The 22459-nt window shown below is 49.9% G+C and carries 29 protein-coding genes; 12 read left to right on the top strand and 17 right to left on the bottom strand.

Annotation, left to right across the window (positions count from 1 at the left end; translation table 11 throughout):
- Positions 1-205: 205 nt before the first annotated feature.
- Genes DW896_RS04970 through DW896_RS04920 form a run of 11 tightly spaced genes read left to right on the top strand, consistent with a single transcriptional unit; the run spans position 206 to position 8686 of the window.
- Positions 206-1231 carry a hypothetical protein gene (locus DW896_RS04970; RefSeq protein WP_005644320.1) on the top strand — a complete coding sequence of 342 codons (1026 nt, stop codon included), beginning with the start codon at positions 206-208 and terminating at the stop codon, positions 1229-1231.
- A gap of 39 nt (positions 1232-1270) precedes the next feature.
- Positions 1271-1900, top strand: coding sequence for a DUF4141 domain-containing protein (locus DW896_RS04965; RefSeq protein ID WP_005644326.1), 630 nt, complete (start codon positions 1271-1273; stop codon positions 1898-1900).
- Between the two features lie 19 nt (positions 1901-1919).
- On the top strand, positions 1920-2924 hold the full coding sequence (gene traJ / locus DW896_RS04960; RefSeq protein ID WP_009276388.1) for a conjugative transposon protein TraJ: 1005 nt from the start codon (positions 1920-1922) through the stop codon (positions 2922-2924).
- 23 nt (positions 2925-2947) lie between these two features.
- Positions 2948-3571 (top strand): conjugative transposon protein TraK, encoded by a 624-nt coding sequence (gene traK, locus DW896_RS04955; RefSeq protein ID WP_005644329.1) that lies wholly within the window; start codon positions 2948-2950, stop codon positions 3569-3571.
- A gap of 12 nt (positions 3572-3583) precedes the next feature.
- Positions 3584-3889 (top strand): TraL conjugative transposon family protein, encoded by a 306-nt coding sequence (locus DW896_RS04950; protein ID WP_005644331.1) that lies wholly within the window; start codon positions 3584-3586, stop codon positions 3887-3889.
- Positions 3882-5150: a conjugative transposon protein TraM gene (gene traM, locus DW896_RS04945; protein WP_009276387.1), complete on the top strand. Its 1269-nt coding sequence runs from the start codon at positions 3882-3884 to the stop codon at positions 5148-5150. Before DW896_RS04950 ends, traM begins: the two co-directional genes overlap by 8 nt.
- A gap of 23 nt (positions 5151-5173) precedes the next feature.
- Positions 5174-6157: a conjugative transposon protein TraN gene (gene traN, locus DW896_RS04940; RefSeq protein WP_009276386.1), complete on the top strand. Its 984-nt coding sequence runs from the start codon at positions 5174-5176 to the stop codon at positions 6155-6157.
- 2 nt (positions 6158-6159) lie between these two features.
- Positions 6160-6732: a conjugal transfer protein TraO gene (locus tag DW896_RS04935; RefSeq protein WP_009276385.1), complete on the top strand. Its 573-nt coding sequence runs from the start codon at positions 6160-6162 to the stop codon at positions 6730-6732.
- Between the two features lie 12 nt (positions 6733-6744).
- Positions 6745-7611 carry a toprim domain-containing protein gene (locus DW896_RS04930; protein WP_009276384.1) on the top strand — a complete coding sequence of 289 codons (867 nt, stop codon included), beginning with the start codon at positions 6745-6747 and terminating at the stop codon, positions 7609-7611.
- A 39-nt stretch (positions 7612-7650) separates the two neighbouring features.
- Complete coding sequence (locus DW896_RS04925) at positions 7651-8157, top strand: DUF3872 domain-containing protein (protein WP_119992927.1); 507 nt, start codon at positions 7651-7653, stop codon at positions 8155-8157.
- Between the two features lie 13 nt (positions 8158-8170).
- Entirely contained in the window at positions 8171-8686 is a 516-nt protein-coding gene (locus DW896_RS04920; protein ID WP_008779475.1) for a glycoside hydrolase family protein, read from the top strand.
- A gap of 76 nt (positions 8687-8762) precedes the next feature.
- Here DW896_RS04920 and DW896_RS04915 read toward each other — a convergent pair whose 3' ends face one another.
- Positions 8763-9689, bottom strand: a complete 927-nt coding sequence (locus DW896_RS04915) for a hypothetical protein (protein WP_009276382.1) — start codon at positions 9687-9689, stop codon at positions 8763-8765.
- Positions 9690-9733: 44 nt separating this feature from the next.
- Positions 9734-10024: a DUF4120 family protein gene (locus tag DW896_RS04910; RefSeq protein WP_009276381.1), complete on the bottom strand. Its 291-nt coding sequence runs from the start codon at positions 10022-10024 to the stop codon at positions 9734-9736.
- A gap of 322 nt (positions 10025-10346) precedes the next feature.
- On the opposite strand from DW896_RS04910, the gene DW896_RS04905 reads away from it, so the two are divergent.
- Positions 10347-10691 (top strand): hypothetical protein, encoded by a 345-nt coding sequence (locus DW896_RS04905; RefSeq protein WP_005647127.1) that lies wholly within the window; start codon positions 10347-10349, stop codon positions 10689-10691.
- A gap of 60 nt (positions 10692-10751) precedes the next feature.
- Here DW896_RS04905 and DW896_RS04900 read toward each other — a convergent pair whose 3' ends face one another.
- The 15 genes from DW896_RS04900 to DW896_RS04830 form a co-directional block, all read right to left on the bottom strand.
- Positions 10752-11462 (bottom strand): hypothetical protein, encoded by a 711-nt coding sequence (locus tag DW896_RS04900; RefSeq protein ID WP_009276380.1) that lies wholly within the window; start codon positions 11460-11462, stop codon positions 10752-10754.
- A gap of 2 nt (positions 11463-11464) precedes the next feature.
- Complete coding sequence (locus DW896_RS04895; protein WP_009276379.1) at positions 11465-11830, bottom strand: hypothetical protein; 366 nt, start codon at positions 11828-11830, stop codon at positions 11465-11467.
- A 10-nt stretch (positions 11831-11840) separates the two neighbouring features.
- Positions 11841-12863 (bottom strand): LPD29 domain-containing protein, encoded by a 1023-nt coding sequence (locus tag DW896_RS04890; RefSeq protein WP_106624701.1) that lies wholly within the window; start codon positions 12861-12863, stop codon positions 11841-11843.
- 12 nt (positions 12864-12875) lie between these two features.
- Positions 12876-13085 (bottom strand): hypothetical protein, encoded by a 210-nt coding sequence (locus tag DW896_RS04885; RefSeq protein ID WP_005647134.1) that lies wholly within the window; start codon positions 13083-13085, stop codon positions 12876-12878.
- 1 nt (position 13086) lies between these two features.
- Positions 13087-13719, bottom strand: coding sequence for a hypothetical protein (locus DW896_RS04880; protein WP_106624702.1), 633 nt, complete (start codon positions 13717-13719; stop codon positions 13087-13089).
- Positions 13716-14300 (bottom strand): hypothetical protein, encoded by a 585-nt coding sequence (locus DW896_RS04875; protein ID WP_106624703.1) that lies wholly within the window; start codon positions 14298-14300, stop codon positions 13716-13718. Before DW896_RS04875 ends, DW896_RS04880 begins: the two co-directional genes overlap by 4 nt.
- Positions 14301-14337: 37 nt before the next feature.
- On the bottom strand, positions 14338-15267 hold the full coding sequence (locus DW896_RS04870) for a hypothetical protein (RefSeq protein WP_106624704.1): 930 nt from the start codon (positions 15265-15267) through the stop codon (positions 14338-14340).
- A gap of 90 nt (positions 15268-15357) precedes the next feature.
- Positions 15358-15645, bottom strand: a complete 288-nt coding sequence (locus DW896_RS04865; RefSeq protein ID WP_005647140.1) for a hypothetical protein — start codon at positions 15643-15645, stop codon at positions 15358-15360.
- A gap of 21 nt (positions 15646-15666) precedes the next feature.
- Complete coding sequence (locus DW896_RS04860; protein ID WP_005647142.1) at positions 15667-16035, bottom strand: hypothetical protein; 369 nt, start codon at positions 16033-16035, stop codon at positions 15667-15669.
- Between the two features lie 12 nt (positions 16036-16047).
- The gene (locus tag DW896_RS04855; protein ID WP_106624705.1) at positions 16048-16362 is read right to left on the bottom strand and encodes a hypothetical protein; all 315 of its coding nucleotides are present in this window, start codon (positions 16360-16362) and stop codon (positions 16048-16050) included.
- Positions 16363-16382: 20 nt separating this feature from the next.
- A complete protein-coding gene (locus DW896_RS04850; RefSeq protein ID WP_005647144.1) occupies positions 16383-16880 on the bottom strand; it encodes a hypothetical protein in 498 nt (165 codons plus the stop codon).
- Positions 16881-16891: 11 nt separating this feature from the next.
- A complete protein-coding gene (locus DW896_RS04845) occupies positions 16892-17092 on the bottom strand; it encodes a hypothetical protein (RefSeq protein WP_034530148.1) in 201 nt (66 codons plus the stop codon).
- 15 nt (positions 17093-17107) lie between these two features.
- Positions 17108-20110 (bottom strand): N-6 DNA methylase, encoded by a 3003-nt coding sequence (locus DW896_RS04840; protein WP_117880949.1) that lies wholly within the window; start codon positions 20108-20110, stop codon positions 17108-17110.
- A 79-nt stretch (positions 20111-20189) separates the two neighbouring features.
- Positions 20190-21131: a hypothetical protein gene (locus DW896_RS04835; RefSeq protein WP_009276376.1), complete on the bottom strand. Its 942-nt coding sequence runs from the start codon at positions 21129-21131 to the stop codon at positions 20190-20192.
- A gap of 18 nt (positions 21132-21149) precedes the next feature.
- Positions 21150-21977 carry a DUF4121 family protein gene (locus DW896_RS04830; RefSeq protein ID WP_009276375.1) on the bottom strand — a complete coding sequence of 276 codons (828 nt, stop codon included), beginning with the start codon at positions 21975-21977 and terminating at the stop codon, positions 21150-21152.
- Between the last annotated feature and the right edge of the window lie 482 nt (positions 21978-22459).

Genomic DNA, 22459 nt, shown 5'->3' with positions numbered 1-22459 from the left:
GGAAACCTACCATAGAAATATGACAAGGCGCTGGGTGCTTAGCCTACTGCTACACCACTGAAGAGACCGAAAAACTTGAGCTGATGCGGCTTACGGAGAAACTCGGAGGCAATATAGAGCTTGCCATCAGGCAGTTGGCTGATAGCAAGCGGAGCCAGGTGAAAGGGATTGGAATCACATGAAAACCGAAAAACAATCACGAATCATGGAAATGAAAGAATGGATAAAAGAACAGCAGCGCCGCTATCTGGACGAGCCGCGCCTCAAGGAGTTGACGGAAGTGATGAAACAGACAAGGGTACTTGTCCGGAAAAAAGAGTACCGGAAGCTGACGGAACTGGTCAGGCGGTACAGGAAGTCGGAGGATGTGATTACCCAAGTCTCCTGCCTGTTGTCAGCCTCGTACCTGTTCCCAACACCGGAAAAAACGGCGGAAACGGCCAGGTCGGAACTGATGGAGGCATTGAAAGATACTTATTTCATGGAGAAGAACGGTTCCCGGCTTATGGATATCAGACCTGAAGAAGCCGTCCCTGTCCACCGAATGCTTGCCATGTACACATTCATGCAGGATGTTTACTCGAAGGAAAATCCGGAAAGCAAGCAGGAACGTCCGTCACCGCAAGAAGTGCGGTCATCTGTCCGGATTCTGGACTTCCATCGGAAAGAGAGCGACATGTGGGAACTCTGCAACCTGGCCGTGCATCTTATGCCACCTTCACGGTATGTGGCACTCAGGTACGGGCTTGCGGATGATTATGACAGGCTTGACAGGCTGAACCGTTCCGGGCCGGAATCGGCATATGATGAGGGGGTGATATTGGAAAGCCGTCTATGCAGGAATGCGGAAAAGGCTGCGGAAAGCATCAAGGATGTCCGTCTGCCGGATTTCTATTTGGAAAGACTGGATGGAGAACTGGAGATTTTGGGACGGATTGCGGCCTCACCGGATGTGGTTCACGACATCCTGCAAATCAGTCCTGACTTTCTCGCCAAGTACGGCATAGACAAGAACGTTTCCGCGACGGAACGCTCGTGTCAGGCAGAGAAAGCCTACCGGGAGCTGGATGCCCGTTTCGTCAGAATGACCGGACGCAGGCCGTATGCAGACGAACTCTTCGCCTCCATCAGACGCAAGAGGGAGAATTCCGGAATAGAGAACCGACCGAGACAGGCGCAACGGACCATCCTCCGGAACCCGCCGTCCAAAGGGCGGAAAATGGGAATCTGACTTTTAACAGAATTATTCACAATTAAAAATAGAAACATCATGAAAAAGAAAATTCTTATGCTGTGCATGGGCTGCTTCCTTGTCAGCCTCACAGCGAAAGCCCAATGGGTAGTGAGCGACCCGGGCAATCTGGCGCAGGGAATCATCAATGCTGCCAAGAACATCGTTCACACATCCTCCACTGCCACCAATATGGCGAATAGTTTTCAGGAAACCGTGAAAATCTACCGGCAGGGCAAGGAGTATTACGACGGGCTTCGCAAGGTCAAGAACCTTGTCCGTGATGCCCGCAAGGTACAGCAGACCATCCTGATGGTGGGCGATATCACGGACATCTATGTCACCAGCTTCGAGCGTATGCTCAGCGACCCGTATTTTACGCCGGAAGAACTGAGCGCGATTGCTTTGGGATACACCAAACTGCTGGAAGAAAGTGCCCATTTGCTGAACGATTTGAAGACGGTGGTCAACGAGAACGGGCTTTCCATGAACGACAAGGAAAGGATGGATATCATCGACCGCTGCTACAACGACATGTTGCAAAACCGCAGTCTGGTACAGTATTACACCAACAAGAACATCGGGGTGTCCTACCTGCGCGCCAAGAAACAGAACGACCTAGACCGCGTGATGGCACTCTACGGCTCACCGAACGAACGTTATTGGTAATTCCTAATCCGCTTTCATTATGTTATTGTTGGCTATAGATTTTGACAACCTGCATCAGATTTTACAGAATCTGTATGTGGAAATGATGCCGCTCTGCTCAAAGATGACCGGTGTGGCAAGAGGCCTTGCCGGTCTGGGAGCGCTTTTCTATGTGGCGTATCGTGTATGGCAGGCTCTGGCACGTGCCGAGTCTGTGGATGTCTTTCCGCTTTTGCGTCCGTTCGCTTTGGGGCTTTGTATCATGTTCTTTCCGACACTCGTTCTGGGTACGCTGAACAGCATCCTCTCGCCCGTCGTGAAAGGGACCCATACCATATTGGAGTCGCAGACCTTTGACATGAACGAGTACCGGGCACAGAAGGACAAGCTGGAGATTGAGGCGATGAAACGGAATCCCGAGACAGCCTATCTGGTCGACAAGGAGACTTTTGACAACAGGCTGGACGAGCTGGGTGCGTTTGACGCTATAGAAGCCTGCGGGATGTATGTGGACCGCGCGATGTACAACATGAAAAGGGCCGTACAGAATTTCTTCCGGGAACTGCTGGAACTCCTGTTCAATGCGGCGGCGCTGGTCATCGACACGCTGAGGACATTCTTCCTGATAGTCCTTTCGATACTCGGTCCGGTTTCTTTCGCCATCTCCTGCTGGGACGGTTTCCAAGCTTCTCTCAGCCAGTGGTTCGTCCGCTATATCAGCATCTACCTTTGGCTTCCTGTCAGCGACCTGTTCAGCAGTGTGCTGGCGAGAATCCAGGTGCTGATGCTACAGAGGGATATCGAGCGGCTTTCCGATCCGGATTTCATCCCCGACAGTTCAAACGCGGTTTACATCACTTTCCTCATTATCGGCATCATCGGGTATTTCACCATACCGACCGTATCAAACTGGATTGTGCAAGCCGGAGGCGGTGCAGGCAACTACCTCAAGAATGTGAACCAAAGGGCATCCCAGGCCGGTTCCCTGGCGGCTGGTACGGCAGGAGCAGCGGTGGGAAACATTGCCGGAAGGCTTATCAAGTAATAACAGTATAAAACATTTACAGAATGGAATTCAAATCATTGAAGAATATCGAGACCAGCTTCCGACAGCTGCGTCTGTTCGGGATTGTCTATCTGTGTGTATGCACGCTACTTGTGGTTTTTTCCGTGTGGAAGGCTTACAGTTTTGCGGAAGCGCAACGGGAGAAGATCTATGTCCTGGATGAAGGAAAGTCGTTGATGCTGGCCCTTTCACAGGACTTGGAGCAGAACCGTCCGGTGGAGGCAAGGGAGCATGTCAGGAGGTTCCATGAACTGTTCTTTACGTTATCCCCTGACAAGAGTGCGATTGAGGGTAATATCCAACGGGCCATGTTCCTCAGTGACCGTTCTGCCTATGCCCATTATGTGGATTTGGCAGAGCAGGGATATTACAACCGGATCATTTCGGGAAACATGAGCCAGCGGATTGGGATTGACAGTGTCAGGTGCGATTTCAATACCTATCCGTATGAGGTCGTGACCTATGCGAAACTCTCCATTATTAGGGAGAAGAGTGTGACCGAACGCAGCCTTGTCACACGTGGCAGGCTGCTGAACTCCACCCGCAGCGACAATAATCCGCACGGTTTCATCCTTGAAGCCTTCCGTGTGGTGGAGAACAGGGATATCAAAGTGTATGACCGTTAAAATTTTGAATGTATGAAACAAATGTTTGTAAGAATCAAGGAAACCGTTGCAGAAAAGCTTCGGGGTTTGTGTGCCGGGCTTTCTCCGGAAAAGAGAATGTTGACAGTCATCGTGCTGGCTGTCCTGTTTGCTCTCGGAAATTTCTATCTGATTTTCCGCGCCATCTATGACATCGGGCGGGAAGATGTACAGCGGGACATCATTGAGATAGCCCCGTTGGACATTCCGGATATCGTTCCTGCCGATACACTCCCGGATAAAAGGGTGCAAGAGATGGAAGAGTTTTTTAACCGATTCAATCAGAAAGAAAATGAGTAATGATATTAATAAATTAAAACAGAGGCTGGAAATCAGGAAATACCTGGTTTTTGCCGGGATGTTCCTTCTCTTCCTCGGTGCGATGTGGCTCATTTTCGCACCGTCCGAAGAGGACAAACAAAAGGAGGAGAAAAATGCGGGCTTCAATACCGAACTGCCTGACCCGAGAGGAGCCGGCATAGAGGAAGACAAGATTGCCGCCTATGAGCAGGCTGACATAAAGCGCAAACAGGCGGAAAAAATGCGTACACTGGGAGACTTCTCAGGTGTTGCGGATGAAAACTCCGGAGCTGTCGTGGCATTGTCATCGGATGCGGATACCAAGGATGGCAGTCCACGTGCAAGTGACAGTAGGAATGAAGCCCGCTCTTCATCCGTCTCCGCCTACAATAACATCAACAGGACTCTCGGCAACTTTTACGAGTCACCGCAGGAAGACCCGGAAAAGGAGGCGTTGAAAGCCGAGGTGGAACAACTGAAGCAGACGGTTGCCGCACAGAATGCACAGCCGGGTTATGAGGAACAGGTGGCACTTTTGGAAAAGTCCTACGAGCTCGCAGCCAAGTACATGCCGGGTAATGGCGGCAAAAGGATGGACAGCCGCCCGGAGGATGAAGAAGCCGGACGGGATGGGAACATGAAGGCCGTTCCCGTCGGGCTGGTCTCCACTCCCGTGGTTTCATCGTTGCCGCAACCGATCCGGGATTCCGTGCCATTAACGGGAAGGAGATTGGCGGAAAAATTCCATACCCCGATTGGTCACAGGGATGAAAAAGACGTGAGGAATACCATACGGGCCTGCATCCACGGGAACCAGACTGTAATCAGCGGTCAGGGCGTGAGGATGAGACTGCAAGAACCGATGCGTGTAGGAAAGCATGTCCTTCCCAAAAACTCCTTGCTCATCGGAGAAGGGCGCATACAGGGAGAAAGGCTTCACGTCAATATCCTTCAGGTGGAATATGGCGGTACCATCATCCCCGTGAAACTTGCCGTGTATGACAATGACGGACAGGAAGGCATCTTCATTCCGGGATCCATGGAAGCAAACGCCGTCAAGGAGGTTGCCGCCAATTTGGGGCAGAATCTCGGCACGAGCATCTCCATCACCAACCAGTCTGCAGGCGACCAGCTGCTTTCCGAACTCGGGAAGGGTGCCATACAGGGTGTCTCGCAGTACATCTCCCGGAAGATGCGTGAAGAGAAGGTGCATCTCAAATCCGGCTATACCCTGATGCTTTATCAGAATGACAATCAATGACAACCCATTAAAATTCAATCAACATGAAAAAGTTATTTGTAATGCTTGCCCTTGCAGGGGGCACCATGGGTGCCTTTGCCCAGACTGAAACCGACAGTACAGCGGTAGTAAACAAAGGAATCACACCGGTCAAGGAAGTGTATCCCCAAAAAGAGGAAGACGGGGACCTCTATCACGGGCTGACCCGAAAACTCACTTTCGACCGGATGATACCGCCGTACGGTCTGGAAGTGACTTACGACAAGACCACGCATATCATCTTCCCGTCTTCGGTGCGTTATGTGGACCTCGGATCGCCGAACCTCATTGCAGGCAAGGCGGACGGTGCGGAAAATGTCATCCGTGTAAAGGCTACCGTAAAGAATTTCCGTGAGGAGACCAACATGTCCGTGATAACCGAAAGCGGAAGTTTCTATACATTCAATGTAAAGTATGCGGAAGAACCGTTGTTGCTGAACATCGAGATGAAGGATTTCATCCATGACGGAAGCGAAGTGAACCGTCCCAACAACGCCCTTGACATTTACCTGAAGGAACTCGGCAGCGAGTCTCCGAAACTGGTATATCTCATCTCGAAGTCTGTCCACAAGGACAACAAAAGGCACATCAAGCATATCGGGAGCAAGGCGTTCGGCATCCAGTACCTGCTGCGCGGTCTTTACACCCATAACGGGCTGCTGTACTTTCATACACAAATCAGGAACCGGTCCAACGTACCTTATGAAGTGGATTTCGTGACATTCAAGATTGTGGACAAGAAGGTGATGAAACGTACCGCCATCCAGGAACAGGTGATATTTCCTTTGCGTGCTTACGACTATGTAACAACTGTCGCAGGGAAAAAGGACGGGCGCACCGTTTTCGTCCTGGACAAATTCACCATTCCCTCGGACAAGGTGCTGGTGGTGGAAATGCACGAGAAAAGCGGTGGAAGGCACCAGACCTTCACCGTGGAAAGTGAAGATATCGTGAGAGCCAGAGTTATAAACGAACTTAAAGTGAAGTAGCCATGAAGAAGTATCTGTTCCTATTCGTTACAGCCGTGTCGCTTGCCCTGTTCCCGGGGCGGGCACATGCCCAGCGGTATCTGCCCGGGATGAAGGGCGTGGAACTGCGCGGAGGATTTGCGAACGGCTCGAAATCCCCCTTGAATCATTATGCCGGATTTGCCGTTTCAGGATATACCAAAAGAGCCGACCGTTGGGTCATAGGTGCCGAGTATCTGATGAAGAATTACGGGTACCGGAACGTGAATGTGCCCTGCGCACAGTTTACGGCAGAAGGCGGCTATTACCTGAAATTCCTGTCGGACCCGACCAGGACGGTCTTTCTCTCCATCGGCGGTTCCGCACTGGCCGGCTATGAAACCGTGAATTGGGGAGACAGGATGCTGTTTGACGGTTCAACGCTGCTCGCCAAGGATGCGTTTGTCTATGGCGGTGCGATAACCCTGGAACTTGAGACTTACCTGACAGACCGCATTGTCCTGCTTGCCAATATCCGGGAACGTGCCTTGTGGGGAAGTTCCCTGGATCTGTTTACAACCCAATTCGGATTGGGAATCAAATTCATTATCCATTAAAACTGTACATCTATGACTATAGAAGAGATAAAAGCTATCCCTATCGCCGCTTTTCTGGCAAGGATGGGATATGAACCGGCAAGAAGACGGGGTGACGAATACTGGTATCTGGCCCCGTACCGGGAGGAACGCACCGCCTCGTTCCAGGTGAATGTACGAAAGGAAATCTGGCATGACTTCGGCACCGGGCAGGGAGGTGACATATTCAATCTTGCCGGGGAGTTTATCGGCAGCGGGGATTTCAAGGCGCAGGCCAGGTTCATCACAGAGACATGGGGCGGCCTCGCCCCCGAGCACAAGACCGTTTCCCGCACTGATGAGAATGACAGGGAGGATCTCCTCAAGAAGGAGAGTTTCACGGATGTACGCTTCGGGCCTCTATACAACAGAGTCCTGCTCCGATATCTGGCGGAACGCGGCATTAGCAGCGATGTGGCTGTACCGAACTGTCGGGAAGTCAGATATACCTTGCACGGGAAACGGTATTTCGCCATCGGATTCAGGAATGTCAGCGACGGATACGAGTTGCGCAACCGGTTTTTCAAGGCCAGCCTGTCACCTAAGGACATTTCACTGATGGATAACGGTTCGGACACATGCAACCTCTTCGAGGGGTTTATCGACTGCCTTTCGTGGCTGGAACTCGGTCTGGGATATGGAGACGACTATCTTGTGTTGAACTCGGTGTCATTGCTGGAACGCTCGTTCCCTATTCTTGACAGGTACGAGAGGGTCAACTGTTATCTGGATCGGGATGAAGCCGGACGGCGCACGCTGGAGGCACTCCGCAAACGCTATGCGGATAAACTGGTGGATTGTTCCTCTTTGTATAAAGGCTACAAGGACCTGAATGAATACCTGCAACATAAGTTCCTGTAAGTGTCGAATAAAGTATAACGTATTAAAATCTGATAGAATATGAATGCAATGAATAAAAAAAGAGGATTGGCCGGAATGGTGGCAGTCCTGTTCCTGGGTCTGGCGGTTTTGCTGTTGTTCGCCTGTTCTGATGAAATGGAAATACAGCAGTCTTATCCGTTCAAGGTGGAGAACATGCCTGTTCCCACACGTATAGTAAAAGGCGAGACGGTGGAAATACGCTGTGAACTCAAACGTGAAGGACATTTTTCCGATGCCCGCTACACCATCCGCTATTTCCAGCCGGACGGCAAGGGTACGCTCCGCATGGATGACGGGATGGTGCTGCTGCCCAATGACCGCTATCCCCTTGACAGGGAGGTGTTCAGGTTATACTACACTTCTGAATGCGAAGATCAGCAGACAATTGACATCTATTTTGAGGACAACAGCGAACCGGCACAGCTTTACCAATTGACTTTTGACTTCAACAACGAGACGGAGGACGAGGATTCCGTCGTGACTGCGGATAGTAAGGAATTGCCGGTCACAATTGTCGGACACTAAGCCGGTCCTGCCTATGATGAAGTTAAAAGCAATATGGTTTGCGGTACTTTCCGCCACGGTCTTTTTTCCGGGTATGCCTTCAAGGGCGGAGAATCCGGTAAAGGCAAGTCCGGACAGGTTCAGTCTTGCGGTCGAGTGTGTCAAGCGATTCGAGGGCTGGCATGGAGAGAAAAAGCATTGGCCTTATGTCGGGTGGGGTCACAAGGTTCTTCCCGGGGAGAGGTTTACCAACAGCATCTCCAAAGCGCAGGGAGACTCCATTCTGAGGGAAGACCTCCGTAAGCTGTGCCGCATGTTCAGTTATCTGGGGCGTGATTCTTTATTGGCAGCAGTCCTTTCATATAATGTGGGACCCTACAGATTAAAAGGATATGGAAAAAGACCGAAAAGCCGTCTGTTAAAGAAGCTGGAGTCGGGAGACCGCAATATTTACAAGGAATATGTCTCTTTCAGGTGCTATAAAGGAAAAGTGGTTCCGAGCATCGAACGGAGAAGGAAGGTGGAATTCATGCTGCTTTTTGAAGAGTAAATGAAAAAGGGAGAATCTTTCAGTTGTTATCACTGTCAGGTTCTCCCTTATTTCTTTGGCTTGAGAAGCTTGCATGTCAGTTTATCGGAACGGCATACTGTACTTCCACCTCTTCAGAGAGACGGGAAAGCAGCAGTTCCGCCATGGCTCCGTTCTGCGGAATGAGAGCCGGAAAATCTGTTTTCCCGGGCTTATATATTTCAGTGGCTACATTGTACAGGTCCCATGCGGTAATCTGTCCTTTGCTCATGGCCAGTTTCAGCACCTCTTCCGTGAAGACAGAAATCTGGCTCTGGTTCAACGGGTAGGTTTCCACAGTGGATGACAGGTTTCTGTCCGAACTGTCATGGGAAACGCGCAAGGCTGTCAGCAGGCCGATGTACAGGTAGATTTCCTCCATCGGGACAATCCTGCGTTTCAACCGCTGTATCCGTTCGATGTCCTCGTTCATGTTCACCTCGAAATTGGCCAGCCAGCCGTCCACGGTTTCGAAGAGCTCATCGGTTGTCACCTTCTTTTTCCCGTAATTGCAGATGCTCCGCTGCGGTGAGAGGATGCACTGGTTATGGCATATCTTCACGCAGGGGCCTATGGCTGCCTGTATGCCGTCCTGGTGGTAGGCGACGACCAGTGTGGTTGTCAGCTCGTCTGTCTCCCAATCTCTGATCCGGATAGTAGCGAAAATACGGCGCAGGATATGGGCTTCCACGGCTTTTTCGCCATGTGTCTGTTCTACCTGCGGGAGGATGCTCACTCCCGGCTGTGTCTTGTTTCTGTTCTGGGCAGCGAAGATTTCTTCCACCTCATAATCGAGATTGTATTTCTCGCAGATGTCCATCATGCGCCGGATGACCTGATAATGGTAGATGCCCTGCACCGGATTGTTGTAGATGTCATTTTCTTTATAGGTGCGTTGAAGTGTCTCGAAGTTCATCACTTCAATTCCGTTTTTCTGGAAGTCAAACTGCTGTTGTCTTTCCATTACTGCCAATGTCGTTTCCATATTGAATTGAATTTTATAAAGTTAATATTGTCGTTTGCCTCTCATCAGGTGTGTATCTGCCATCCATGGAACGGCTGTAGTGTCACGGCGAAAGAACGGTCCGGTATTCCGTGATAGAGCAGGCCGCCCACGATGCCCGTCCTTCCATCGGGATAGCATTGGGTGAAGCCGAACGAGTACGGGGCATGGTCATAGTAGAGTGAGATTTCGCTGGGACAGTCAGGATTTTCTTCCCAGCTCTTCAACCGTTCCAGGCATTTCTGGAGTGAGGTGTCACCGATGGATTCGGCATAACGCTTAACATTCTCGAAATGTTCTTGATTCAGGATTTTCATGATTCATTGTATTTTATCTGTTAAACATGTCCGGCTCCGGGAGCCGGTATTTTTATTTCTCACCTGCCTGACTGTCCCGTGGCAGTACCCGCAAGGTTTGGCGAAAGAAAATACCGCAGCCGTCAGGCGAGGATGATTTTCTTTCAGCCAACCCCGCAAGGGGCCTGACATTGACAGGGTACACCGGACACGGGACTACCTTTGCAGGGTGGGAAATAAAATACACGGTAGTGTGCTTTGCATGGTCTGTGGCGATTCTCTTCCTGATTTGTTCGCCATTGCCGGACAAAAGATGTATTTTTGCAATTCTAATTTCAGTTTTATGGAAAACTATATAAAGAAAGCGGCGGATGCTTTCCTTGTGGAGCGTCCGTACGGTATGCGTGTGGATTACAGGAAGAAAGGATTCGTGCTGTTTAACCGTAACCTCAATGTGTTGGGAAATGCGGAACAGACCCGTCTGGAAGAACTGCCTCTGGAGCGGTTCAATGTGGAGGAGATTCCGTTGGAGGGTGAAGTCGTGGAGGAACACGCAGGATTTACCGATGTATTCTTCTATACCGATCTGACCAATCCCTATGCCGGATATGTGCTGAATTTGCAAAAGCTTAAAGCCTATAACCGGTTGATGTTTCCGCTGGCAATGGCGCTGAACCGTGAATTGTGAGGCCGGAAGCCGGTAGCGGTAACAGCTGCATGGAGCAGACCGTTACCGCTCCGGATTTAATTATTTGCCCTCTTTTTCTGTAATGAACGCCAGATAGGCGGACACGGCCTTATGGCATCCGGTAAAGTCCGGAGTCCGGCAGCCCTTGATTTTCCGGAAACTGACGGTGCCGTTCCTGTCAATGCCCCTCACATGCCTATTGAATGTCCCTTTGGTTCTGATATGGATGTCAAAACCGTCCCTTCCGGTGATTTCAAGGAACATTTCTCCCGTGATCCGTTCCCCGTCCAGGAATTTCCGTTTCTGTTCATTGAGCAGCCACTGATGTTGCTCTTCCTGCACTCTGCGCTCTTTCGCCTCTTTCTCCTTCTGCTCCCTGCGTTTCTGCTCCTGTATTCTTTTATACTCCTCACGGGCTTGCACCAGGGAAGTGGTATCAAGTCCGAGAGCCTCGAACACGCGGACGGAGATCAAATTGACGAAGGCTCCTCTTTCCGCACTTTGAAGCGTATCCGCAATCCAGTTCCTGCAATAGGTGGCGGCTTCCTCTCTGCAACCTTCTCCCTTGAGAAACCGGCGTGAATACTGCCCGCTGGAAAAATAAACGTTTTCAATCCGGCAGACCACATGGAAACAGTCATCGTCTTCATTCCCGTATTCGTTCTTTCTCGACAGGGAGAGATATACATTCTTCGCATACGGCTCCAGTTCCATATAAGAAGCCACGACGGTATTCCCGTCAGACTTGTACTTGAACACTTTTGCTTTCATTGTTACATTTTTTTTGATTGTCCGTTCATATAATCCGTAATTCTCATTTCCAGTTCATCGTATATCCGGTTGAACAGTTCCTGGTACTCTTCCAGAAAAGCCCCGTCCGTATCGCACATGTCTTCGAGTGTCTTTCCATTTGCACGGCACAGCTCCGTATCGGCCAGCTCACAGACAATTTCGTTGAGCATCGAGCGGTCCTTGTCTTCGGGAAGCAGCCCTCCTTTTTTCAGGAGGCAGTAATTACGGATATTGATTCGCAAATACAGGTCCGCCTCTTTCCACCGTCCATCGGGAAAAAGAGAGAATGCCTGTTTCAGTCCGTCGGGCTGTCCGCCCCACCATTCGTTCAAATTGTTCGGTTCCATATTGATAAGTTTAATTGATTACTGTCTGTTTGGTTTGCCATTGCCGATGGGCGGTGATGTATTCCTGTCGTTCCTTCTCCAGTAACGCTTCTGCTTCGGGAGTGTAGCCGATAAAACGAATGTAACCGCCGTTATATCCGGTAAGCTTGCACCGAATACCGGCTTTCTCCAATTTGTCGATCCGTTTCTGAGCCAGTTTCGCGCTTGAATAATCCTTCGGCCAGAAATAATGCTCTCCGTGTGAGCCGTAATGGTCTTCTCCGAGTATCATTTCGCCGGAATGCCTCCTGTGTTCGATGAAATCGAAACGGGCTGTGCCCAACGCCTGCCTGATGGCCTTGTGTGCCGGACCTTCGGGATGCTTGAACACTTCCGGCTTGTCCTTTCCCTTGCAGTCAAGTTTCGGCAGTTCCACCTTGTAAGGCTTCCGGTAACTCCCTATAGCCAATGTCAGGTAGAAATTGGTATGGAAATAATCCGTCATCGCATCGCTGTCATCGAAGTTGTATGACATGACAAAGTCACAGACATTCAGCATCACCTCCTTGGCACGGTCTGTAAGATCGGGGTTCCGCTCTATGTTGTAGTGGTTGATATGATCCTGCACTTTGCCGGATTCCCTGGTGAACGCCTCAAAGTCCGCACTCATTAGTTTGATGTAAATGGAATTGTAGTTCTCCCGTCTGACGGAGAACTTATATCTCGGATAGGTTTCCTTTAGCCAGGTTCTCACAAGTTCTACGATTTCAGGGGCATGTTGCCCTTTGTAGTTGTGACCTTTCCAACGGTATTCATTATACACGTACTCGGTATATTCCTTTGCCGTGGCACCCGAATAGTCATGTTCATACCCGGTTGATGCGGCAGAGACATCCGGTTTGTCTTTCCAGACTTTAAAGAGCCTTTCAAACTCGGTGTTCACCTGTTGCATGATGGCAGTGTCACCACCCTTGTCCGGGTGGTGCTGCAATGCCAGACGGCGGTATTCCTTCTTCAGGTCCGCCAATGAATGTATGTTATGAAAATAAGCCATAGCTATAGGTATTTATGCCCCTGCGAGGCGGTTGATAAAATATTCCTGGTTGTCAAGGTCAAGCCCGAGGTTGCTGCACGCCATTTCGATGTCATCTTCCCTCAGGTCGTCCGCCTCTTGCAACTCGCGCAGGTACCGGATTTCAGAATCCAAGTATTCCTGCGCTTCCATATGGCTGCAACTGCATGAGTTGCTAATCTGTTCAATGATGTTAATCTGCATATTATTCGTTTTTAGAATTATACCTGTTGTAAATTTCCCGTTTATGTTCGTAGTCCCGGCTGTTCCACCATTGGTCTGCCGCATCAATGAATGTCTGCGTATTTTCTGAAGGCGGAGAGTCACAGACTTTCAACCCTGTGATTTGTTCCTTTGTTTCAAAACCGCACGACTTCCACCAACCCTGCATCTTTTGTGTGAACTCCGCCTTAGTACAGAAAAAGACCTGAACGCCACATTCTTCGCACCATTTCCCATCGCACCACAGCCCGTTATTGTCATCATGCACATATCTGATACGTTCATCCGTATTGGCGTTTATCCATGCTTGGATTTCCAACTGCCGTGAACCGCATTCTTTACAGACAAGGATGTCGGAATCGTCCGGCTCTTTTCTGAAAGCCCTGCCGTCATAGAGTGCAACGGCACGTTCCACGAGTAGTTTCTGGTTGTTTTCCGATAACTCGGCAAAGAACCGTTCCGCCGCACCGAATATGGACTTGTCCGCCAATGCGGACCATTTATCCCAGAAGTGCCGGTACATATCTCCAAATACGGCCTTGCATTCTTCCTTGCTCCAGGCGTTCCACATATAGTAGAAGAAGCTGGAGACTGCATTTTCCGCTTGATATTTCATTGTTCTTCAGTTTGTGGTTCTACTTTGCTCTCTTCCAGTTGCTGCCATACAGCCTCATACATTCCGGAAAGCCAGTCGATGTTACTGGCTCCGAGTTCGAACGGGCTGTAACATTCCACTTCATCACCGCTTTCTTTCTCTTCGGCAAGGACGGTCAGGCTGCAGTCCGTTACCCGGAGTCCTGTCACCCTGCATTCGTAGGGGGCTCCGTTCTTGCCAAACCATATCACCCAGACCGGATCATAATCCTCTTCCGGAAACCGTATCGCATTCATGGCATGGTCATGGAGCAACTGCCGTATCGCTTCGATGATGTCTTTTCGCAGTTCTTCGATCCTGTCTCCGAATACCGACATGGGGGATTTCCCGCCTCGCTGCCTTACGGAGAGAACCTGGAAGTCCGGATGACAACCGAACTTCCAGTCCGTCACTTCATCGTCATCCCGCGTTGTGTGGATGTTGCCGCCCAATACCAGGCCGCAGTCTTCCGCCACCATGCTTTCCGCTTCTTCACGGTCTTCCGCCACCACTGTATAAGTACCCTCGAAGATGTACCTTACTTTTACATCGTATTTTTCCATAATCTTCTATGATTTGATTGTTGATTAGTTGATTTTATCAGGATACAATGCGAACCGCATCTCCGAAAAAGGAGTCGTCCACCCCATATACATGCCGGACCGAACAGTCATATTTGGAACGTTCGTCATCCAGCCGGAAGCGGAAACCATGATAGTCCTTGACTTCCAATTTCAGCTTTACGTCCCGTTTCAGTTCCATTTCAAGCAGGCTTCCACCACCATACGTCGAACTGAAAAGTCCGCAACAGTTGCCTTTGGGGATAATGACCTCTTTCAATGAAAAGTCGGCTTCATACAGCTCTTTCAGGCTTACCCTGCCGATGTAAGTCAGCAGGTTCGCCCCGCAGCAGGAATTGATAAGTTCCTCGTAGAATTGTTCGTAGGAAACCTGCTCCTTGCCGTTCCGGTTCTTACGGTTCGGGAAACGCCCGTAAGCCCTGTAGCCGTGCTCTGTCAGGATTTTCTTTACTCTCGCCGGATTGAGGTTCAGGCTGTCCACCATGTCCCCGAAGTAGGATTCCTCGTACCTGTAACCGCCTTGCGATTCAAACCAGTTGGAGTTGATGCAGTCATAGTTGGAAAGCATCTCCACACGGATAGGAATGTCGTCCGTGTGCCTTACCAATTCCTTCACCACGTCCGAATCGTTGCGGCTGTAAATCTCGTCACGGATTTCATCTTCGTATTCATCGAAGAAGTCATCGACCGCTTCCCCGTCAAAGTCATGGAATACGGTACATTCCTCTTTCAGTTTCGCAATAATCTCACGGACAGCTTCCCATTCGGCATCGCTGTACCACTCGTCTGCCTTTTCCCACAAATGTTCGCGGCTCTTGCTGTCAAGGCATTTTTGAATCAGTCCGCAATGGTTGTCAAGATTGTCATTGTAGTCCGTCCATATTAGTGTATAGGCCGGTTCCATCAGGGATTTGATGAAATCCAATGTCAATGTTTTCTGTTCATCCATTTCTGTTACCTGTGTACGGCAGGATTCCTTTTCCCGTACATACCGTTATAAATGACGGAAGCGGCCTTCAAGCCGCCTCCGTGTTGTTTCCTAACCATACAGTTCCTTCACGATCTTGTCATATATTTCCTTTGCCATTTCCGTATTCCGGTTGAAGTGGAAATAAGCCGTGTATCTGTATCCTGTTCTTGGCACTCCTCCGCACTGCTGTATTGCCCTGTCTATCTCCCAGTCGATATCACCTATGCCAAGAGATATGCTTGTGCCATGCAGCATACACCGTGCGAGTTTCAATGCGGAATCTGTCTTGTCTTCCTTGCGCAACCGGTCGAAAGCCATCAGCGCGATTTGTCTGTTTGAAATCTTTATCTCTTCCATGATATTTTGCATCTGTTTGGGTCAGACAATCCCGGTAAGTTGCCTGAATCGCGCAACTATTTCATTGCATTTGCTTTGGGCAAGTTCCTCATATTTTTTGCAAATGGCACAGTATGCCTTCCAAGGTTGGCCTCTAAGCTCGTGCTCGTATGAGGACCTGACCAATTCCGGATATTCTTCAAAAAGTGTCTTGAATGCTTTACGCCATTTGCGCCCTTGCCACAATCCGTTTGCTATCAATGTTATGAATTCAAACATCTGTTCGTCTGTTTTCACATCCAATGCATAAAAATGGTCTGTTGTCGGCCACACGTTGTTGGAATGCTGCCAAGTTTCTATCTGCTTGGTTTTGGCATTGTATGCCATTCTTGTAATTACCTGGTGACTCATATTGATATGTTTTTAGTTCATTACCGTATTGTCTCTTTTCCTGTCACGGCTTGCCAGCATCCCGAAATGGATGCTGAATATGCGCCGGCTGAAGCAGAGCGGCGAGTTGTATTCCACCCGTTGCCACAGGGTAAAGTGGTTGTCGGAGAATGACCATCTGAAATATCCTGACAACGAGCCGAATCGCGGGTTTGCATTCCTGTTTATCAGGAACCTGTTCACATCCACGATGTGCCCTGCCGTCAGGAGAATGTTCAGTATCTCCACAAACGCCATTTGCGAATAGGGGTCAACCGGCATTACCGGTCCTTTGAAGTTGATTTCCATCTTGTATATGTTTATATGCTTTAATCGTAATTGTCATCGAATACCTCGAAGCGGGGAATACCCGTGTCGAAATAGTTGCTTGATATGCCCGGACAGTACAGCAGGCTGTCATCCCCGCTGTCCGGGCAAGGCTCATCGTCGATATAGGCCGCATTTCCATAAAGTTCGATATAGTGCGCCACCAGCAGGTGCGGGTCTTCCGTACTGATGTCATGCCCGTAACGGTCACACCAGTCGAAGAAGCAATCCTTGTCGGGTTCCTCCAGCTGTTCCATCGCCTCCCTTATCTCGAAGAAGTTGGGACACAGCCATTCCCGGTTGATGAGCAGGTCCGGGATTTCCTCCCATTTCGTGTACCTGTATTCCGGAGTTTCCTCTTCGGGGAACAGTTCGGAGCAGGTGCACAGGAATTCCCCCATGTCGCCGAAGTCGGACATTTGCAGCAGGTTGTCTTTTTCCTGCCCCATGTCTATGAGATGCTGCGTGGTCACTGCCACTTCTGCCTGATTCAAGTCCATGATATTCTTCATTATAGTTTATGATTCGGAACCGGGGATTTCATTCCACAGGCTCCAAAAGGTCCGCACCCCGGCAGTGCAGGGTTTTTCGGGAAAATACCGGAGCCTCCGGCGAGGATGATTTTCCCGAAAACCGCTTGCGGCATGACCTTGCCCTGCCGGTAAGGGGGCGGGCTACCTTTGCCTGTGGAATGGAATCTGCGGTTTCTCATTTGTTTTTCCATTTTTCAGTTCATGATGCGCTGGCTTCCCCAGCTGATGTGTATCTTGCCTTCGCTGTCCCGTTCCCTGACCAGCAGGCTCTCGATGACGGACATGGTGACGTCGAACTCCTCGAAGATTTCCGACTGTTCCTTTACTTCGCCCGTCTTGATGAACTCGTTCAGCCGCTCTTTGGTAAGCACCAGCGCCATCAGGTTCTGCTCCACGGAGTCCTTGTAGGTGACATAATGCACGTCCTTCAGCTCTTTGGAGTCGAGACGGATGAAACGGAAGTAGAACTGCTCCATCTTCGGGATGTTCCATTGCAGGGATTCAAGTATCACGTCGTTGCAGGTGGGTATGTTCACCGAACTGCTCAGGCTCTGCTGCGTGCATACCAGTATGCCGTTGATGGTGGAATCGAACTCCGTCACGATGCTTTGCCGTTTCTTGAACGCCACGTCTCCCTTGACCACAAATACGGGACGGTCAGGAAAACATTCGCGAAGACGGCTCTCGTAAAGGTCGAATGCGGCTATGGACGTGCAGCCGACAGCCACCTTGCCGGGTATCTTCCGTACCAGCCTTTCGATGTACCTTGTCTTGTTCGGAATCCCGTCTCCGGAATAGCCCTCTATCAGGTGTGGGACGGAGCAGGCCTTGATGAGCAGCTTGATCTGGCGCATAAGCCGGAGTCCGGCATCCTTCTTTGCATCCCCCGTGCTGTTGTAATACAGTTCGCAGATGCGGCAGAACTCCTCGATGATGACACGGTAAACCTCACGCTCGCCGTCGGACGGGCTGACGGTATGTGTCCGTATCTTGTATTTCTCTCCTGCAAAGTCCCTGAACTTGCGTGTAATGACGGTCTTCCCGATAAGGCCGGCCAGCTCCTCCTTGTTATAGACATCCTGGTTCTGTTTCTCAATGCCGAACACGGTGGATTTCCCCGGACAGTGGCAGGCACGGAAAAGCACATGCCCCCTGAAAGCGGGGAACGGCTCACCATAGTGCGGATTGTTATCTTCCTCTATCTCCTTGTCCCTGCTCTCGTGGTACACTCGACTGCTCCAACAGACCATGTTTATGGAATTGTTATACAACAATTCAAACTGGCTGTACAGTTCGGCGATGTTGTTGCGTGTGGTCGTACCGGTGTCGAGTATCTTGTATTTGAGGCGGCGGAAGAGACCGAGGATATGCCTTGTACGTTGTGACGACGGGTTGGTTATCTCGTCCGACTCGTCGAAAACAAGGCACAGTTTTCTTGAACTGCGTTTGACAAACCTTGCCATGCCCCGTTTCAGCTTGCCGAGCATGGAGGTGGATAGGACGAGGAACACGCCTTCCGGCACAGTTTCCAGGTCGGCATTCTTCCTTGCCACCCGGAACTGTTCCCTGTTTATCGAGAGGAAGGGTATCCATGTCATATTGGTGGCGATGGCAGGAGCCAGTATGATGACATTCCGTACTTTGCGGAATTTGAGCAGGTATTTGGCACGATGGTACACGGCGGCTGTCTTGCCCGAGCCTTGCTGCCAGTTCAGCAACGCGTGGCGTTTCTGCAAGACGAGGTTCAGGTCGTGTTTCTGGAGCGTGGTAAACTCGCAGGTCTCGCCGTCCTTGTTGATGAATGCACACCGGTCCAGGTATTCTTTCAGCCTGTCATCTTCCTCCATTTCCGGGAACTGCCGGTTCTGCATTTCATATTCTCTCCGTTTGCGTCGTATCAGTTTCTCCGCCGCACGGATTTGATGCATGTTCTTTTCTGTCGGCACTTCCGGTATGGGCAGTTCGGCACGCTCCAGCACGAGGTCGTTGATACTCGCCGCCTTGTGCGGAACTTTGTCAAGGAGTCGCGGAGCATATTGTTTCAGTTTGAAGCCGTATGAGGTCTTCACCAATGCCACTTCCTTGCGAGGTACGGTATTTTGCGAGGTGATGTACCTGCGGATGACGGCAAGCACTTTCTTCGGGGTCAGCTTGTTCTTCTCCCATTGCTCCACCTGCTCCCGCGTGGCGTTCTCAGGCGGTTTCTGGTTACGGAACTTCGTGACCAACGCTTCCGCCTTGTCTATATGTTTGTTCAACTTGGCGTGCGCCTTCAGCTCGTACAGGTACTTGGCAAGTTTGTACTCGAACAGCTCAAGTTCTTCCTTGTCGATCCGGTTGGTTTCGCGCATCAGGTCGAAACGCAACCGGTGTTTCATCGCCCTTGCCTCGCCGATGCGCTTTTTCAGCTCGTCCGCCGTTATGAATTCCTCCGCGTTGTAAGCCTGCATCTTGATGTGGCCCGATTTACGGAGAAATACCATGATTTTCGTATTGAAGTCATGGACTCCGACTGCGGCAAAGGCTGACGGGGCCAACTTCGTCTGACCGACAAATGAGAAATTGCCGTTTATACCGGTTATCCGTGTCTTCTCCCAGAACTCGCTCTGCATGAAAGAGCATGGCACGATGACCATCAGGATTCCTGCCGGATTAAGCACATCGTAAGCCTTGTCCATATAGTATTCCTGCGACAGTTTGTAGTCGAACTTCAAGTTAAAAGGAGGATTGCCGATGATAACATCGAAACGTTGTTCCGGATAGTATTGCCGGATGTCGCATTTCTCGATATGGGCTTCCGGGTAGAGGTATCGTGCGACAGACACGGCCTTGCCGTCTATGTCGAAGCCGTAGGCATTATGCGGGTTGGGCAGATGGTTGAAGAAATTGCCCATACCGCAACACATGTCAAGAACCATTTCGGATGAGACAGGACACAGCATATCCACCATGTCCCGGCATATTTCATGCGGGGTGAAGAACTGTCCCATCTCGAACTCCTTCTTCGCCTGGGCATACTCATGGTAGTTGGCAAAGTCGGACTGTTTGAGGTTGTGCAGCCCTCCGATACCGGTATAGCAGTTGTAGATGCTCTCCGCCGGAATGAGGTCCTTGCCGGAGTCTATGGCGAAAAGTATCTTCTCGTTGACTTCGGCACGCATACCTTGCGGTATCTGTTGGGGGATGATGGCATACATGACTTTATCTGTTTATCGTTAAAAATGAAAACACCCCGCAAGGATTGCCTTACGGGGTGCTGTGTAAATCTTATCATGGTCAGTTTTCTCTTAGGGTGATTTCATCCAGATGCAGACGCTTGAAACAACTTTCGGCTGCCGCACTGTCCTTGAACCGGACATCGATACGTCCGTTCTTGTAGAATCGGATTTGCTCGGCATTGGTGGTCGTAAGGTCGTACCAGTCTGTGACAGAAATGTCGTTGTCATCAAAACGGATAATCATCTTTGAATTTCCATTCAGTATGTCATCCGCACCGTAGGCAATGCCGGCACACAGGGTTTCCAGTTCTCCGCCGTAGTTGTAGGAGATTCTGTTCCTTTGGTTGTATTGCATGGAAAAATCGTCGAAACGGATGATTTCGGGAAAGATTATCTTGTCCTTCTTCAACTCCGTCTTGACTTTGCTCCAGTATGCCGGTCTGACAACTTTGTTCAGGCGTGCGAGCAGTTCTTCCACGGCCGTTTCCCGGAAACTCTTGCCGCCCAAGTGTTCGATGACTACATCTACATATGTGTCATAAACAGGACGGAAGCCCATCGGAAGGGTTTTTTCGTCTATTTTATACTCAGGAACCGACACTTTGTAAGTCCTGTTGAAATAAGAAATGATGCGGTTCGCAAAATTCGCGTTGGCGTTTCGGTTCTTATCTACCAGATCGTTAATCAGATCAAACGGTTTGAACTCGTTGTGTGAATAGTCTTCCCTGTCGTTATGGTAAGTGTAGAAATCACGCATGGAAACCTTGCCGTTTTCTTCGTAATGGGACTTACGTTCGGCTTGGTATTGTTCGGCTTCTTCCTTGAAGACGGCGTACCAGCGGTCAATCTGGTCGAGTGTCTTGTAAAGCAGGTTTTGCTGCGTCTGGCAATAGACACGGTCCTGTTCCGTAATCTTGTCCTCGTTTCTCACTTGTACGCTCAGAATGCCTTGAAGCAGGTCGGGAGCGTTGCCGGCCTTGGGTGCTGTTGTCGTTTGCATATCTGTTAGGGTTAAATGTTAAAAATTATCCGGTTTAATCCGGTAGAAATAAGTGATGTGCTTTTCCATGTCCTTGACTATCTTGACCTGCTCGGGATGGAAGTTGAGCCTCCGTTCTTCGGCAGGGGCATCAACCTTCTCCCATTCGGCGGATGGCAGGAACACATATTCCCGACGGAAACACCATAACACGATTTGATTATCCCAATTTCCCTTGAACACCGTTCCTTCGTAGTCCTTCAGGAACTGCCGGAACTCGGCTTCGTCCCGGAAAGCGATGTCAAAGCCTTGATAGAGATTGCCGTTTTCCGATTCCTCCCTTTTGTGTAGGTAGAACTTCCGGTAGGTCTCGGTCGTGAAATCTCCATACCTGGGATTGGGTTCGGCATAAAACCATAACGGTACCTTAGCCAGAAATGACACCGAACCGTTGGCGCAAGCACCGCAATGCCCCCATTCCTTGAATACCCCTTCCGTCCATTTCAGGAATTTCAGTTCCTCCGGATTCACGGAATGGAATGCGCCTCCGCTGACACTCAGACGAATATTGCCGTCCTCTTCCCACACGAAAGGCACATACGGCTGTTCGCATACGGAAAGATATCCTTCTTTTGCACTCCTGCTGTCAATAAGGGCGTTTCCGTAATAATCCCCGTGTTCGGTTACATATACCAGCCTGTCTCCAATTTGAGGTGTAATTTCGGAGCGTGTCCGCTCAATGAGTTCAACATAACTGTTGGCCATATCCACATCTTTCTGTGTCAGCCAATGCTGGTGGTCGTATGAAACATTCCGCTCTCTGAGTGTTTCGATACTGTACTTTTCTTTTGTTACCTGCTGTGACATAACAATTTATTTTTAGTGATCCGGCTTTTCGGGGCCGGAGTTCCCGTAACTACAGGCCATAAAAGGTCGTGTCCCGTACATGCAAGGTTGGCGGGAAAAATACCGCAAGCCCTCCGGGCGAGGATGATTTTTCCACGACACCCGGAGGGCTTGACCTTGCTTGTACGAACAGGACACGGGTTACCTTTGCCTGTGAGTTACGGGGATTCGGCTACGGTATGGCTGTCATGTCCGCTGTATATGTTTCTTGAAATGACCGTGATATTTTATGCCCGAAAATTACCGGCAATCACGAAAAAATGCTACCTTTGCATCAAGAAAAAAGAGTTATTTGAAAGCATGAGGAATATAGTGATTCTAAACAGCTTGGAATTTTCTTATCCGTTGCCCGTTCTTATGCGAGTTTTCTACAAAGCGTTGATAATCAAATAAGATACTTCAGATTACAACAAATATAAGTATAATATCCATGTGTTGTGCGT

It is taken from the genome of Bacteroides sp. AM41-16 (genome assembly GCF_003603495.1).
In the GTDB taxonomy this organism is placed as follows: Bacteria; Bacteroidota; Bacteroidia; order Bacteroidales; family Bacteroidaceae; genus Bacteroides; species Bacteroides uniformis.
Note: the sequence above shows the minus strand (reverse complement) of the source record. Positions and strands in the feature narration are given on the sequence as shown.

What these genes read in the sequence shown, in the direction of transcription:
- DW896_RS04970 (WP_005644320.1), top strand. Translation starts at nt 206, where the DNA reads ATGGAAATGAAAGAATGGATAAAAGAACAGCAGCGCCGCTATCTGGAC.
- DW896_RS04965 (WP_005644326.1), top strand. Translation starts at nt 1,271, where the DNA reads ATGAAAAAGAAAATTCTTATGCTGTGCATGGGCTGCTTCCTTGTCAGC.
- traJ (WP_009276388.1), top strand. Translation starts at nt 1,920, where the DNA reads ATGTTATTGTTGGCTATAGATTTTGACAACCTGCATCAGATTTTACAG.
- traK (WP_005644329.1), top strand. Translation starts at nt 2,948, where the DNA reads ATGGAATTCAAATCATTGAAGAATATCGAGACCAGCTTCCGACAGCTG.
- DW896_RS04950 (WP_005644331.1), top strand. Translation starts at nt 3,584, where the DNA reads ATGAAACAAATGTTTGTAAGAATCAAGGAAACCGTTGCAGAAAAGCTT.
- traM (WP_009276387.1), top strand. Translation starts at nt 3,882, where the DNA reads ATGAGTAATGATATTAATAAATTAAAACAGAGGCTGGAAATCAGGAAA.
- traN (WP_009276386.1), top strand. Translation starts at nt 5,174, where the DNA reads ATGAAAAAGTTATTTGTAATGCTTGCCCTTGCAGGGGGCACCATGGGT.
- DW896_RS04935 (WP_009276385.1), top strand. Translation starts at nt 6,160, where the DNA reads ATGAAGAAGTATCTGTTCCTATTCGTTACAGCCGTGTCGCTTGCCCTG.
- DW896_RS04930 (WP_009276384.1), top strand. Translation starts at nt 6,745, where the DNA reads ATGACTATAGAAGAGATAAAAGCTATCCCTATCGCCGCTTTTCTGGCA.
- DW896_RS04925 (WP_119992927.1), top strand. Translation starts at nt 7,651, where the DNA reads ATGAATGCAATGAATAAAAAAAGAGGATTGGCCGGAATGGTGGCAGTC.
- DW896_RS04920 (WP_008779475.1), top strand. Translation starts at nt 8,171, where the DNA reads ATGATGAAGTTAAAAGCAATATGGTTTGCGGTACTTTCCGCCACGGTC.
- DW896_RS04915 (WP_009276382.1), bottom strand. Translation starts at nt 9,689, where the DNA reads ATGGAAACGACATTGGCAGTAATGGAAAGACAACAGCAGTTTGACTTC.
- DW896_RS04910 (WP_009276381.1), bottom strand. Translation starts at nt 10,024, where the DNA reads ATGAAAATCCTGAATCAAGAACATTTCGAGAATGTTAAGCGTTATGCC.
- DW896_RS04905 (WP_005647127.1), top strand. Translation starts at nt 10,347, where the DNA reads ATGGAAAACTATATAAAGAAAGCGGCGGATGCTTTCCTTGTGGAGCGT.
- DW896_RS04900 (WP_009276380.1), bottom strand. Translation starts at nt 11,462, where the DNA reads ATGAAAGCAAAAGTGTTCAAGTACAAGTCTGACGGGAATACCGTCGTG.
- DW896_RS04895 (WP_009276379.1), bottom strand. Translation starts at nt 11,830, where the DNA reads ATGGAACCGAACAATTTGAACGAATGGTGGGGCGGACAGCCCGACGGA.
- DW896_RS04890 (WP_106624701.1), bottom strand. Translation starts at nt 12,863, where the DNA reads ATGGCTTATTTTCATAACATACATTCATTGGCGGACCTGAAGAAGGAA.
- DW896_RS04885 (WP_005647134.1), bottom strand. Translation starts at nt 13,085, where the DNA reads ATGCAGATTAACATCATTGAACAGATTAGCAACTCATGCAGTTGCAGC.
- DW896_RS04880 (WP_106624702.1), bottom strand. Translation starts at nt 13,719, where the DNA reads ATGAAATATCAAGCGGAAAATGCAGTCTCCAGCTTCTTCTACTATATG.
- DW896_RS04875 (WP_106624703.1), bottom strand. Translation starts at nt 14,300, where the DNA reads ATGGAAAAATACGATGTAAAAGTAAGGTACATCTTCGAGGGTACTTAT.
- DW896_RS04870 (WP_106624704.1), bottom strand. Translation starts at nt 15,267, where the DNA reads ATGGATGAACAGAAAACATTGACATTGGATTTCATCAAATCCCTGATG.
- DW896_RS04865 (WP_005647140.1), bottom strand. Translation starts at nt 15,645, where the DNA reads ATGGAAGAGATAAAGATTTCAAACAGACAAATCGCGCTGATGGCTTTC.
- DW896_RS04860 (WP_005647142.1), bottom strand. Translation starts at nt 16,035, where the DNA reads ATGAGTCACCAGGTAATTACAAGAATGGCATACAATGCCAAAACCAAG.
- DW896_RS04855 (WP_106624705.1), bottom strand. Translation starts at nt 16,362, where the DNA reads ATGGAAATCAACTTCAAAGGACCGGTAATGCCGGTTGACCCCTATTCG.
- DW896_RS04850 (WP_005647144.1), bottom strand. Translation starts at nt 16,880, where the DNA reads ATGGACTTGAATCAGGCAGAAGTGGCAGTGACCACGCAGCATCTCATA.
- DW896_RS04845 (WP_034530148.1), bottom strand. Translation starts at nt 17,092, where the DNA reads ATGAGAAACCGCAGATTCCATTCCACAGGCAAAGGTAGCCCGCCCCCT.
- DW896_RS04840 (WP_117880949.1), bottom strand. Translation starts at nt 20,110, where the DNA reads ATGTATGCCATCATCCCCCAACAGATACCGCAAGGTATGCGTGCCGAA.
- DW896_RS04835 (WP_009276376.1), bottom strand. Translation starts at nt 21,131, where the DNA reads ATGCAAACGACAACAGCACCCAAGGCCGGCAACGCTCCCGACCTGCTT.
- DW896_RS04830 (WP_009276375.1), bottom strand. Translation starts at nt 21,977, where the DNA reads ATGTCACAGCAGGTAACAAAAGAAAAGTACAGTATCGAAACACTCAGA.